General features: G+C 55.3%; 10 protein-coding genes. All 10 read left to right on the top strand.

Translation table 11 applies throughout. The annotated features are described in order from the left end of the window. A partial coding sequence (locus ACS5PK_RS13435) for a condensation domain-containing protein (RefSeq protein ID WP_439440758.1) occupies window positions 1-1,672 on the top strand: 1,672 nt, incomplete at its 5' end. 22 nt (window positions 1,673-1,694) lie between these two features. Beyond that, on the top strand, window positions 1,695-3,005 hold the full coding sequence (locus ACS5PK_RS13430) for a type III PLP-dependent enzyme (protein ID WP_439440757.1): 1,311 nt from the start codon (window positions 1,695-1,697) through the stop codon (window positions 3,003-3,005). Further along, window positions 3,002-4,294 carry an efflux RND transporter periplasmic adaptor subunit gene (locus ACS5PK_RS13425; RefSeq protein ID WP_439440756.1) on the top strand — a complete coding sequence of 431 codons (1,293 nt, stop codon included), beginning with the start codon at window positions 3,002-3,004 and terminating at the stop codon, window positions 4,292-4,294. Before ACS5PK_RS13430 ends, ACS5PK_RS13425 begins: the two co-directional genes overlap by 4 nt. Window positions 4,295-4,476: 182 nt before the next feature. Next, entirely contained in the window at window positions 4,477-5,214 is a 738-nt protein-coding gene (locus tag ACS5PK_RS13420) for an ABC transporter ATP-binding protein (RefSeq protein WP_439440755.1), read from the top strand. Window positions 5,215-5,269: 55 nt separating this feature from the next. Beyond that, on the top strand, window positions 5,270-6,427 hold the full coding sequence (locus tag ACS5PK_RS13415; protein ID WP_439440754.1) for an ABC transporter permease: 1,158 nt from the start codon (window positions 5,270-5,272) through the stop codon (window positions 6,425-6,427). 30 nt (window positions 6,428-6,457) lie between these two features. Beyond that, window positions 6,458-7,774 carry an ABC transporter permease gene (locus ACS5PK_RS13410; RefSeq protein ID WP_439440753.1) on the top strand — a complete coding sequence of 439 codons (1,317 nt, stop codon included), beginning with the start codon at window positions 6,458-6,460 and terminating at the stop codon, window positions 7,772-7,774. Between the two features lie 151 nt (window positions 7,775-7,925). Continuing rightward, window positions 7,926-9,233 carry an MFS transporter gene (locus ACS5PK_RS13405; protein WP_439440752.1) on the top strand — a complete coding sequence of 436 codons (1,308 nt, stop codon included), beginning with the start codon at window positions 7,926-7,928 and terminating at the stop codon, window positions 9,231-9,233. A 193-nt stretch (window positions 9,234-9,426) separates the two neighbouring features. Beyond that, entirely contained in the window at window positions 9,427-10,182 is a 756-nt protein-coding gene (gene gntF, locus ACS5PK_RS13400) for a guanitoxin biosynthesis pre-guanitoxin forming N-methyltransferase GntF (protein WP_439440751.1), read from the top strand. Between the two features lie 970 nt (window positions 10,183-11,152). After that, window positions 11,153-11,650: a YybH family protein gene (locus ACS5PK_RS13395; RefSeq protein ID WP_439440750.1), complete on the top strand. Its 498-nt coding sequence runs from the start codon at window positions 11,153-11,155 to the stop codon at window positions 11,648-11,650. A gap of 152 nt (window positions 11,651-11,802) precedes the next feature. Continuing rightward, window positions 11,803-12,741 carry a GGDEF domain-containing protein gene (locus ACS5PK_RS13390; RefSeq protein ID WP_439440749.1) on the top strand — a complete coding sequence of 313 codons (939 nt, stop codon included), beginning with the start codon at window positions 11,803-11,805 and terminating at the stop codon, window positions 12,739-12,741. The last annotated feature ends 102 nt before the right edge of the window (window positions 12,742-12,843 follow it).

Below are 12,843 nucleotides of genomic sequence, written 5' to 3'. Positions count from 1 at the left end.
CAAGGCACTGCCCGTGCCGCAAGGGGAGGCGTACAAGCGCCAGCGCTACGAGGCGCCCCAGGGGGAGCTGGAGGAGATCCTGGCGCAGCACTGGGGCGAGCTGCTGGGGCTGGAGCAGGTGGGACGGCACGACAACTTCTTCGAGCTGGGCGGAGACTCTATGCGTGCGATTTCGGTCGCTGCCGCGATTCGCCGTTCAGGATACCTCTGCGAAGTCCCCCAACTCTTTACTCACCAAACCATCGCTTCACTGGCGGCATATCTAGCCGATCAAGAAAACGTCATAGGGGACACCAACCTAGTACCGAGTTCCTGCTTGCAGCTTTCCAATGGGATTGTTGACAAGCGTGATGCCTACCTGCTTCGCAAGCTTGAAATCAGCCAAGAGCAAGCACTCTATTTGATAAAGGGAACACAAAAGAAGTGGATTGAACATACGTTCAGATACCCAGGGGATGAAGCTTGGTGGGTTTCTCTACTGCTCCAGGTTGAGCTCAGTCCTGCGAAGGATCTATCAATCGAGAAGTTGAAAAAATCCTGGGCAGAGGTGTCAACAGCCTTCCCGTGCTTGCGAAGCCGCTTTCACTTCGAAAATGAACGGCTTTACCAGATTGTCGACAAGGAGCTGCTGATCGATATCCATGATGTGCAGCTGAGTGATGTCACGCAATGCCACACCTATCTGGCATCAAAAATGCGTGAACGCTACGACATGAGTCATCGGCATGCCGTTCGTCAGTTCGTCATCCGACTCGATACGGGCGATGTTTTCCATGCATTCCTGGTCCACCACGGGCTGGTCGATGGATGGAATCTGGGTGGCATCATTAATCATGTATATGCTCGTGCGCTGGGCGTAAGTTCTGACCTCCCGAGTGCGAATAATTATCAAGAGTGGATATTGCATTGTTTGCGTCAGGCGGAAGGAAATAGCGTCGACGCAGTGAACGATAGGCAGTTTGCTAATGCAGTGGGTCTGCCATTGCCTCCTCGTTACTATCAGCGTCGCTCCCGCCTCCGTGTGCAGCAGCCAGCGTATTCGTTTGATAAGGAGACCTCTCAGGCCTTTTTCGCTGTGGCACGGCGAAACTCAGCAACGCCATACCTGCTGCTGGAGGCCGTGTGGGCAATGACATTGCAGCAACTGTCAGGCGCACTGCATGTGTCCTTTGTTTCACTGGATTCCGGCCGGGCATCTGCCCTAGCGGGGGTGGAAAGTCTGACGGCCAACACGCTGACGGAAAGCCCGGTGCTGGCTTCATTCAGCGAAAGGCCAGGCCTGGGTGGGCTGCTAAATCAACTGAAACTGCAACGCCAGGCGGCGCTGATGGGTGAGGCGAAGGTCTCTAATCAGGTGCTCGGGCGCTTCTATGACTCGCTGCTCATTTCGCGGGCCATGCCTGCGCATCATGCTGATGCGCCAAACAGTGATCAGGAACAGACATCACCGATCAGATTTATTGATCAGTACGATCCTTGCCCGTACCGTTTGGCTCTGGTGTATTACCAGTCGGAAGAAATATCTGGATTCTTTGAATACTTCACGGACGATCTGCCGTGCGAGGACTTTGATCGTATCTATCAAGTCTTCATGTCTACGGTGAAAGATGTCGCTTTCGGCAAAGTTCCTCAGTTTGTGAGTCGTGCTGAAAATGCAGGTGTTTGTGCATAGAACATAGAAACAATTGTCATTTATGAAAAATACTCCAATGGATTTGCGCGCCTTGTCTTCTGGTTTTATTGGTTTTGAAGGCATGAAGACTCCATACCTTGCAATTGACAGGGGGATGATATCGGAGCGGTATCGCCTTCTTTCTCGCTGTCTGCCAACTGTCAATGTTTATTATTCTGTGAAGGCTAATCCCGACGCTAGGATACTGAAGTATCTCGGCGAACTGGGGGCTAGCTTTGAAGCTGCAAGCTTGGATGAAATTCGTGCCTGCATTCGTGCTGGTGCAAATCCGGCGAGTATTCATTTTGGAAATCCGATAAAGATTCGGCAAGAGATCCGCCGAGCGTATCGGCTTGGCGTTAGATCGTACTCATTTGATTCAATGTCTGAGCTGGAGAAGCTTTGTGAGGAAGCTCCAGGCTCCATGGTCATTGCACGTCTTGCAACTGATGGCCGGGGAGCCGTCTGGGGGTTGACGCGGAAGTACGGAACTGATGTAGCCACAGCCACCGGGCTGCTAATTGAAGCGCATCGAAGAGGTATGGATGCTTGTGGTGTGTCATTCCACGTTGGATCCCAGCAATCAAGCCCGGATGCATGGCGGGTTGCCTTGGAAATGGCCGGTGAAGTGTTTGACGCGCTGCTAAAAGAGGATATTTCTCCTTCTGTGGTTAACTTGGGTGGAGGGCTTCCGGCTACTGGCTACCACATAAATGGTGGCGTTGAGGAATATGACTACGCCCACTATCTCGGAGAATTGGCTCAGCAGGTGGATGATTTTGCTCGGAGATTTGATCGTCCTTTCAAGTTCATTATTGAGCCAGGGCGCTTCCTTGTCGCAAATGCAGGGATGGTCGTCGCACGCGTCTTGATGGATGCATGGCGCAAGGCACCAGAAGGTCTTCAGCGCTGGTTGTATCTGGATGTTGGGAAATTCAATGGGCTGTATGAAGCTTCGGACATTCAATTGCCTTTCTATTGTGTTCGCGAGGGGTGCCGTATTGAACCAAGTGCTGGGCCAGGAACTGTACGGACAGTGCTGGCCGGGCCCACCTGTGATAGCGATGACATGCTTTTGCCGAAAGGGTCGGATGTACTGCTGGATTCGAGTATAGGTGAGGGGAGTTTTGTGGTTTTTCCAGCTGCCGGTGCCTATAGTACGAGTTATGCAACGATGTCGTTCAATGGCTTCAAGCCGATGGATGTTCATTGGATTGATGATTTGAATCCGACGAAGCTTTTGAATTCTCAACAGTCTCAGTTGTCCGTTGAACCACTTTTGTCTATTGAAGCGCCTGAATCTGTTGAGGCCGGTAAGTTAGTCGTCGCATGACGGGGGGCGAAAAAATGCAGAGAGAGCAGTTGTTGTCTCAATTGCGCATCGAGCGTGAGCCTCCAAGAGCGGGCCATTCGATATTTCGTATTTGGAAGCTTGGAATTGCGGTCGTGGCGGGCGCAGGACTGCTGAGTGCAGGGGCCTACGCCATGCTGAGCCGCCCCCAACAGGTGCAAGTCATGCGTGCGGTGCACGTGCCGGTATCCGCCAGCAGTGAGTCGGCGGTGCTGGAGGCAAGTGGCTACGTCATTGCAAGGCGGCAGGCCACGGTGTCTTCAAAGATAACAGGCAAGGTTAAGAAGGTCCTGATTGAAGAAGGACAGATCGTCCAGGCCGGCGACATCATGGCTTTGCTGGATCCCACTGATGCAGAAGACCAACGCGGCCTGGCGGCGTCGCAGCTCGCTGCGGTGGAAAGTCAGGTGGCAGGAATTGCTGCGCAGTTGCTCGAAGCGGAAGCTAATGTGCGTCGTCTGGGTGAACTGGCCGATCACCGGATGGTTTCCCGCGCGTCGCTGGACCAGGCAAGTGCTCAACGGGACAGTTTGCGCGCCCAATTGACAACAGCTGAGCGTAACGTACTTGTTTCAAGAATGCAGCTAAAAGCTACGGAGACGGCGCTTGAAAGTACCATTATCCGGGCACCGTTCACCGGGGTAGTTATTGCAAAGGCTGCCCAGCCAGGGGAGATCGTGTCCCCTCTCTCCGCAGGAGGAGGATTTACTCGCACCGGCATTGGCACCATTGTGGACATGCACTCTCTACTTGTGGAAGTCGATGTCGGTGAGGCCTATATCGGGCGCGTCAAGCCCGGTATGCCTGTGCAGTCCACGCTCAATGCGTACTCCGGCTGGAGGATCCCAGGAGAAGTTGTCCATATAGTTCCAACGGCCGATCGCGGTAAGGCAACGGTCAAAGTGCGGGTCGCGCTCCATGTTCAGGATCCGCGCGTGATGCCAGACATGGGTGCCAAAGTCAGTTTCTTTGAGGGAAAAGACAAAGATCCAGTGCAATCACAATCAGTCAATGCAGTTTCCCAAAGCATCGTGCCAAAACTTTCTATACGAGAACAGGGGAGCCAGAGTTACGCATTCGTGGCTGTTCAAAAGAAAAGTGGGTATGAGCTCGAGAAGCGATTTATCGAAGTGAAAAATGCCATTGATCAGCGTTGGCTTGTTCGTGATGGCATCGGTAGTGGAGATTTGGTCGTGGTCGACCCGGACGTAAGCCTGCGCAACGGTCAGCGAGTCCGTGTGACGTTGCTGAATGCAGTGGGAGAAAATTGACTCGCCAGGTGATTCATCGCAGCAGGGATGCAAATGATGCCAAGGAAGATGTCGATTGTGGGCAGCAATATTTGGTCGGATCTGTGTTGGGTGCTTAATTCGTGATGATGTGGAAATTTGCATCAAGTTTCTTCTCGAATTTTTGATGAAATTTTCGTGTTTAACTGATTCGGAGGTGTGAAGTGGAAAATATTATCAGTGTCGCCAATGTTGGCAAGACGTATGCCCGCGGTGGGCAGAGTGTGGAAGTGCTCAGGAATATCAACCTGGAAATTGCTGAGGGAGATTTTGTTGCGTTGATGGGGCCTTCAGGCTCCGGTAAGACAACTCTACTTAATCTGCTCGGGGGGCTTGATGAACCGACCGCCGGTGACATTCTCTTCAAAGGTGAGCGAGTCAGTTCGATGACGGCCGGTCAACTGGCCGACTGGCGAAGCCGGCATATCGGCTTTGTTTTTCAGTTTTACAATTTGATGCCTACGCTGACGGCCCTGAAAAACGTTGAATTACCGCTTTTGCTAAGCAACTTGAAAGCTGAGCAACGTAGAAAGAGCGCCCAGATCGCACTCCATTTGGTCGGCCTCGAGACACGTGCAAATCACAAGCCGTCAGAACTATCCGGGGGGCAGCAGCAACGCGTGGCCATCGCGCGTGCCATCGCATCGGATCCCGATATCTTGATTTGCGACGAGCCTACCGGCGACCTGGATCGAAGCGCAGCGGAAGAAGTGATGGCCTTGCTCGCTTCCCTGAACAGGGAGCATGGCAAGACCATCGTCATGGTGACTCATGATCCCAAAGCCGCGCAGCATGCTCGTCGAATAATCAATCTGGATAAGGGAACGCTGGCCGTCACCCAGGAGAAGCCAGTGCTGGCTGGCGAGGATCCTCGACGTTTTGCAGCAGAAGCACATGCTTGAAATGAGCATTCGCTAATTGTGGCGAAAAGAATGGCAATCAATTGAAATAGGTCCCATGAAATATCTATTCTTGCTATGGGCTGGGTTGACCAGGAGCCGTTCCAGAACTTCTTTGACCGTGGTTTCGGTGGCAATCGCTTTCATGCTTTTCGGCTTGCTTGATTCAGTGAGGGCCGCGTTTGATGCGAGCTCAAGCCTGAGTGGCCACAATCGCCTGATTGTGGCCTCGCGTACTTCAATCCTTCACCACCTGCCGGCTGCGCTTGGTGACCGGATAAGGAAGATCCCCGAGGTGTCGGCGGTCGCGCACTCAACCTTGTTCAATGGTATCTATCAGGACGTCCAGAACTTTTTCCCGAGTGTTGCAGTAGATCCCGGCTTGCTCGGTCAATATCCGGAGTATGAGATATCAAGAAAGCAGCTGGAGGATTTTGCCAAGCTTAGAGATGGCGCCATAGTCGGTGAAAGTCTTGCTCGTCAGTATGGCTGGAAGATCGGCGACAAAATCCCAATGCAGGCAGCTGAGTATCCAGCTCAAGGGTCGGCTGACTGGTCGTTTACCCTGGTTGGCACTTTTGCAGTAAAAGAGCGAAGCCGTGCTGCCGAGGAGAAACAGATGATGATTCGGTGGGACTATTTTGAGCAGGCCAATGACTATCTCAAAGGTGTGGTGGGTTGGTACACAATAACCTTACGGGAGGGGGCGGATGCCGGAAAGGTGAGCGCTGCAATCGATGCAATGACTGCAAACTCCGATCATGCCACCCGGACTCAGACCGAGCAGGCCTTCAGTCAATCCCTGCTAAAACAGATTGCTGATATTGGTCTGATTGTGACGTCGATACTATCCGCAGTCTTTTTTGCATTGATTCTCCTTGTCGCGAATACGATGGCGCAGGCCGTGCGTGAGCGCACTTCGGAAATCGCCACACTGAAGGCGATTGGTTTCCGGGATGGTCTTGTCATGCTGCTAATCATGGCTGAGTCACTGGCCATTCTTCTGCTTGGCGGTGGTATAGGCATGGCCCTGGCGACAGTGGTAACCCCGCTGCTTGGCGAAGCAAGTGGGGGCGCCGTATCCATCGCGGAAATTCCTGTGAGGACTTGGCTGAGCGCTGCAGGAATTGTCCTGATGGTTGGTTTGTTGGTCGGATTTGTCCCGGGGCGTCAGGCCATGAGGATAAATATCGTCACAGCCTTGTCCCGCCGTTGAATGTCGGGCTCACTCCAGAAAAGATAAGTCATGAAACGAATCAAAGCATATGTTCTCCGGCTGTGCGACTTGATTGCCTTGCTTGCGTTGCTGGGCGCCTGGATCGTGCTGCCATGGATGGCGCTGCTGGCAATTGGGGCTGTTGTACTTGTTCTTCTTGCTTTTACCCGACTTGGCCGCTTGGCGGGGGCTTTCGCTTGGCTAGGAATCTCTTCGATACCCATGCGATGGGGGAGCGCCACCGTCGTTGTCATGGGGACAGCAGCCGTCGTTGGTGTCATGGTAGCTATTCTTGCCATGGCGAATGGCTTCGAATCGATGATGAACCGAACCGGCAGTGAAAAATCGGCGATTATTCTGCGGCAGGGGGTTATTTCAGAGACCTCGTCAGCCTTAACGCTGGAGCAGATGCAGTTGGCATTGCAACTGCCTGGAATTGCGAAGGATGAGCAAGGAAACCCCATAGCCAGCGCTGAGTTTGGCCAAATGCTATCCATGTCCCTGGATCCTGGATCCGATGCTTCGGTCTATGTCCGCGGTATTGAACCTGCAGCCTGGAAACTTCGCCCCACTGCGAAAATTGTTGCTGGGAGGTCTTTCCGTCCGGGAACTTATGAAATTTTGGTTGGCGCGTCTGCGATGCGGAAGTTTGGTGCACTCTCCATTGGCTCGTCTGTCAATATATCAAATCAGCAGTGGACGGTCGTTGGAGCGTTTTCCACCGGGGATTCATTTGATTCAGAAATATGGACTGATGTTCATGCCCTGATGTCGGCAAACCACCGAACCAGCGTGCAGTCCATTACGGTGGGATTGGTTGATCCAGTTAAGTCGCTGGAAGCACTGCAGGTGGGGCTGCAATCTGACAAGAGGCTCAAGCTCGATGCGATGACGACCAGAGACTACTATCGAAAGCAGTCCGAGCGTTTCGTACAAATCATGTCGACCATGGGCGTCTTTGTGGCCGCCATCATGGCAGCTGGGGCTGTCTGCGGCGCCTTCAATGCGATGAGCGCAGCAATTTCCGGTCGGGCGAGGGAAATTGCAGCTCTGCGTGCAATTGGTTTCAGGGGTTTGCCGGTGATTCTTGGATTGATGGCGGAAACCCTGCTACTCGCGGCACTGGGGGGGGGGCTTGGAGCGGGCTTGGCCTGGCTTGGCTTCAATGGGTATACAGTTTCCACCCTGGGCGGAAATTTCAGCCAAGTTATGTTCCAGTTCCATGTCACCAGCGACATCATGGTGGAGGGAATGAAATGGGCGCTAGGTATCGGACTTATAGGTGGTCTGATTCCATCTACCGGCGCTGTCAGGCAACCTGTCATGAGCGCATTGCGCACTTTGTGATTCGATCTTTGCCTTGGGTTTGGTACCCGCGAACCTAGCAGTTAACGCTTCTGCATTGCAGGGTGGCTGAGTTTGGAGCAGTTTTAACGTGGCTCCTTCTCCTGAGTTGGTCGTGGGCATCTAGGGTTTAAATTTGCAAGCAAGGTATTCTATGAAATCACTATTTCTTCGATTTGGGTTCCTGCAAGCCTTCATGATGGCGATCAACGGAATTCTTGCGCCCATCTTGTACTTGCTCCTGGCTGGAAAGGGCTACTCCTTGGCGGAGGTAGGGGTATTGATTGCCATCACTACAGCCGCCACCATGCTCTGCGAGGTGCCATTCGGCATGCTCGCTGATCGCTATGGAAGAAAGATGGTTTTTCTTCTGGGGCAAACCGTACTTGTTGTCGCGACGATTGGGCTGTGGCAATCTAAATCGTTGGCATCGCTGAGCTTTTTTATGGCCTTGAGCGGTGTGAGCGCCGCATTGATATCAGGAACGCTGGATGCACTTTTCGTTCAGCAATTTCAAGCCCTTCCGCCGGATCAGTCGCCGCTCGGCCTGCAGCATGCACAAGCATATATTGGAATTTTCCAACTGCTTGGACTTGCGCTAGGGGCCGTCGTCGGAGGATGGCTGCCTGAATGGTTCCACTCATGGACGGATGCGACTCCATCTGTAGCTCTGTACGATATTAACTGCATCGTCATGGTGCCTCTGCTGCTGATCCACATCTTTGCAACCAGTCTGCTGATCAGGGATTCACGGTCGGTAGAAGGTGGAGGCGGGCAGACATCCAGCTTGAAGGTTTTTGTTTCGAACGCCGTTGAGGAGTTGAAGACGTCGCGAACCTTGCAAGTATTTATGCTCGCTCAATTGATTGGTGGAGGTGTGGCCATGAGTATCGAGACGCTCTGGCAACCTCGGGCGGCCCAATTGAGTGACGGTGCACACGGTACATGGATATTCGGATTGATGCTGATGATGAGCAGCATCGTCGGCGCAGTTGGCCAGAGCCTGTCCCTCCCGCTGGGGAAATTGGTCAAGAATCGCTATGACAAGCTGCTGCTTGCCGCGGAACTCATGCTGGCTGGGACTTTTGCCTTGCTGGCAGTGCAGCAAAGTGTTTCAGGATTTCTTGTCGCTTATGCATTGTTCTTCCTCGTTGCAGGAATTTCGATGGTGCCGTTCATGACGGTCTTTCATAGCGTGGTCTCGGAAGCCCATCGTTCAACGATGCTCTCTCTTAAATCCTTGGTAACCATGCTGGGCGGAACAATTGGTGCAGTTGTGTTTGGAAATATTGCCGGTGGCGAGGGAATCAGTACAGCCTGGATTTGGGCTGGTGGGGTCCTGCTGGTTTCTGTGCCAATATATTTGGTGCCTGCGGTTCGTGAGTTCTGTCAGAATCTCGCAACTGCCCTGAACCAAGGGGCGGAAGTGAAGGTGGAGGAATCGCAAGCAGAAACGGCATAAACAGAGTTGCCTGATTTCCCGCGATGAAGGGTGTCGTGAGTGATGTGGGGTAGGCTTTTGTCACTGTAATGCTGAAATCGCCGGAAAAAGAATATGGTGAAGGCTCGCGCTCAGTCCCGCTGTGCGAGCTTGATCACGCGGCGGAATATATATGGCATGCGTCGTCATGCCTGGGTTGATTATGCAGAATCAGATGAATGAATATGAACGGCTGTGGAATCCGTTGGATTACCTTAACCAGTACTACTCTGGTGCTCGGGTGTCTCCGGATGAGGTCGCGAATGCAAGGTTCGCAAGTAAGGTGCTGAAGTCGCTTGGGCGGGATTTCGACCGAGCACTCGAATTCGGCTGCGGGCCGACAGTGCATCATGCGGCGGCGGTCGCACCGTACGCCAAGCAGATCGATATGGCTGATTACCTCGACTCAAACCTTGATCAGGTGCGAAGCTGGAAGGAGGGGCGCAGCGGAGGGCATGATTGGGATCAGTATCTTGAAAATGTAGTTGCATCAGAGGTGATGGCGGATGCAAATGCGCTTTCAGAACGCAGGCGCCTCTTGCGCGAACGAATTGGATTGCTGCTGCAGGGTGATATAAGGTCCAAGCGGCCGATCGGTTCTGATAGCGTTTATGGGTTGGTATTTTCATACTATTGCATCGAGGCTGTTGCGGCTGACAAGCAGCAATGGTCTGAATTTTTCAGGAACCTTTGCGGTTTGGTGAAGCCGGGCGGAGTGCTCTTGCTTGGATCCATGCTTCATTGCACGGGATACAAGGTTTTTGACAGCAGCTTCAAGTCAGCGCCAATTGATGAACATGATATTGAGCGGGAGCTTGCTAGAAATGGATTCGATCCAGATCGTGCGGTATTGGAGGTCAATGCGAATGCAGGCTGGGGAACCCAAGGTTTTTCCAGCACCTGTTGTTTGCTGGCAGTCAAACAGTCCTGAGCAGGCCCTGTTGATCCCGCCGCCTCGCATGGACACTGGTGACGCAGGGCGGATGCCCATGGACAGCGTTCCCAGGAGGCTTGATCACTAGTAATTTCGAGGTGTGCGGGGAAGGCCTGCGATGGTCATGTGAGACTCTTTCAGAGCAAGGCTGGACGACATGGTTCGGCGCCAGCGCGTACCAGGATCGGTTCTTAGCCCTGCGGCACTGGCCTCGCCTGTTCGCTGCCATCGCGATGGCGGCTGACGAATGGTTTATGGATTGCGCGGCTGACGGCGCGGTGTCTAAGAACCAGAGCAGGTTCGGCGGCTTCACAGGGGACGGCTGATCAATCCTGTCCAGTAGGTGGTGCGCCTAGTTTCAGGCTCGTATCGCGCGGGACTCCCGATAAGCGATGGGCCATGCTGCATTGGCATGCAGCATGGCACGCGTGCGTCAAAATGGCGGCGGTGATGGCGGTGACCTGCAGGACGCGGCTGGAGGAGGGACTCCTGGCTGCGTGTGGCACTGGTGGAGGAGTTTCTTCAGGACCTGATGCGGCCATGTTCTGCCTGGGCAGCAAACCCGCCGGCTGGCGTTGACCTTGTGCTGCTTCACCCTGGCGCTCAGAGCTTGCAGCGTTGCAGCACACGGCCAATCGTTGCCGACGATGGATTCGATGGCGCCTCCCGCTGCAAGTCCCGCTGTAAGGATTGCTCGCCACGGTGCCCCAGTTCCAGGCTCACCGCCTGCACTCTGACTTTCGGGGGAGGGCCGTCGAAGCCTTCCTCACGGCCTCATGCTTTCTAGTAGTAGCCTCCGCCAAAGCTGGAACGGCTCACCTTTCTCAGTTGCGGGCAAGGGGCGCTAGAAGCCCTTCGGGCAGACCCGCGGCGAGCAACTGCTGAACATGACTTTCAGCCCATGCCGCGCTGTTCGAGGCATGGAATCATGCAGATCTCGTGCCACCTTGACCTAGGGAGCCTGCCAATGCGGCCACTGCTTGTGTACTCCTTGCGTCTGTGTCTCCTTGGGGGCGTGCTTGCCCCCGCCGTGCCGGCCCTGGCCGCACCGCCCGCCTCGGCTGATGTCGAACTGTGGCGCCGTGAATGCGCCTTTGCCGCCACCATGGCCCAGCGCGATCTGCAGGCCTTTGCTGGTTTCGTGGCAGACCCGGCCGTCTTTCACAGTGGCCCGACGCCCTTGAAGGGGCGGGACGCTGTCCGTACGTATTGGCAGCGCTTCTACGCCGAACCCGCCGCACCGTTCAGCTGGTATCCGGACCTGGCCGAGATGCTGGAGCCAGAGCGACTCGCGCATACCAGCGGCCCAGTCTTCGGGAATGATGGCGCCTTGATCGGACGCTTCCACACCCTCTGGCGCAAGGAGCCCGACGGTCAATGGCGTGTGCTGCTGGACCATGGCAGCCCGCCTGATGCCAGGGACCGCGAGCGTCACGCCCGGCCTGATCCTGAAGCCTGCCGTTGAGCAGTTGTCGCCGAGGGTGCCAGGCGTCTGTTCTGCGCAGGCGCAACTGTCCAGCGGAATTGGGCTTGTTCGGGGTTTCCATTGCCAGGCAAAAGCGTTACACCTAAGGGGTACGTGCCTGCGATCGGGCAGGCCGCTCCAAGGAGAAGCTGATGCAAGCCACGAACGAGGCCCAGGCCCATGGCTCGGAAACGACCGCCGCCCGCATGCGTGCCCTGATGGTGAGAGCGCCCAGCGCGCTGTGCTTTGTCGACCAGGGCAGCTTCCAGGTGGTCAGTGAGCAGTTCAATCACCTGTTCGGCCATGGTGACGACACCGACCTCTGCCTGCAGCCCACGCGCAGCATCTTCGTGTCCGATCTTTCGCATCAAGGCCTCATGGAGCGCATGGGCGCCGCCTTTGGTGCAGGGCGTCCGCTGGACGAGGAGATTGAGCATGTGCGCCGCGACGGCTCTCGCTTCTGGGGGCGGGTGCAGGCCACGCCCGTGCATTGGGACAAGCCGGCCGGCGAGGCTCTGTGGATCATCGAGGATGTCACGGCTGCGCGTCAGTTGCGCATGCAGCCCACCTGGACAGCCAAGCATGACGTGCTGACCGAGCTGGCCAACCGCCGTGAGTTCGAGCGCCGCCTGTCCGAGCATGTGGGTAGCCGTCGCCATGAGCCTGTTTCCGTGCTGTGGGTCGATGTGGACAAGTTCAGCGAGGTCATCCACGGCATGGGCACCGAGGTGGCCGACCATTTCCTCTACGGACTGGGTCAGATGCTGGTGACCAAGGTGCGGGCCTCCGACCTGGTGGCGCGGCTGGAGAACGATCACTTCGCAGTTCTGCTGCCGGACTGCGACCAGCACTATGCCCAGATCGTGGCGGACAAGGTCCGCTCCTCGATCGCGGCCTATCGCCTGCGCTGGGGGCTGCACCGTACGAGGGTGAAGGCTTGCGTGGGCGTGGTGCAGTTGCAGCCCACCCTGGAAACGGTTGATGCGGTGCTGGGCGCCGCTGCCCTGGCCTGTACCGAGGCCAAAGCCGCCGGAGGCGACAGCGTGCGCGTCTATGTGCCGGCAGGTACTTTCGAGGAGTTGGCCGGCTGAGGCCGGCGCCAGCCTTGGCAAGGCCCGCTTCGGCGGGCCTTTTTGCGTTTGGGGCGGTGAAAGTCGGCACAACGCGTCATTTCTTGGGCCTGTCGGTCAGCC

Origin of the sequence: Roseateles sp. DB2, from assembly GCF_051857535.1 — a bacterium.
In the GTDB taxonomy this organism is placed as follows: domain Bacteria; phylum Pseudomonadota; class Gammaproteobacteria; order Burkholderiales; family Burkholderiaceae_C; genus Roseateles_B.
Note: the sequence above shows the minus strand (reverse complement) of the source record. Positions and strands in the feature narration are given on the sequence as shown.

What these genes read in the sequence shown, in the direction of transcription:
- ACS5PK_RS13395 (WP_439440750.1), top strand. Translation starts at nt 11,153, where the DNA reads ATGCGGCCACTGCTTGTGTACTCCTTGCGTCTGTGTCTCCTTGGGGGC.
- ACS5PK_RS13415 (WP_439440754.1), top strand. Translation starts at nt 5,270, where the DNA reads ATGAAATATCTATTCTTGCTATGGGCTGGGTTGACCAGGAGCCGTTCC.
- ACS5PK_RS13405 (WP_439440752.1), top strand. Translation starts at nt 7,926, where the DNA reads ATGAAATCACTATTTCTTCGATTTGGGTTCCTGCAAGCCTTCATGATG.
- ACS5PK_RS13430 (WP_439440757.1), top strand. Translation starts at nt 1,695, where the DNA reads ATGAAAAATACTCCAATGGATTTGCGCGCCTTGTCTTCTGGTTTTATT.
- ACS5PK_RS13425 (WP_439440756.1), top strand. Translation starts at nt 3,002, where the DNA reads ATGACGGGGGGCGAAAAAATGCAGAGAGAGCAGTTGTTGTCTCAATTG.
- ACS5PK_RS13390 (WP_439440749.1), top strand. Translation starts at nt 11,803, where the DNA reads ATGCAAGCCACGAACGAGGCCCAGGCCCATGGCTCGGAAACGACCGCC.
- gntF (WP_439440751.1), top strand. Translation starts at nt 9,427, where the DNA reads ATGAATGAATATGAACGGCTGTGGAATCCGTTGGATTACCTTAACCAG.
- ACS5PK_RS13410 (WP_439440753.1), top strand. Translation starts at nt 6,458, where the DNA reads ATGAAACGAATCAAAGCATATGTTCTCCGGCTGTGCGACTTGATTGCC.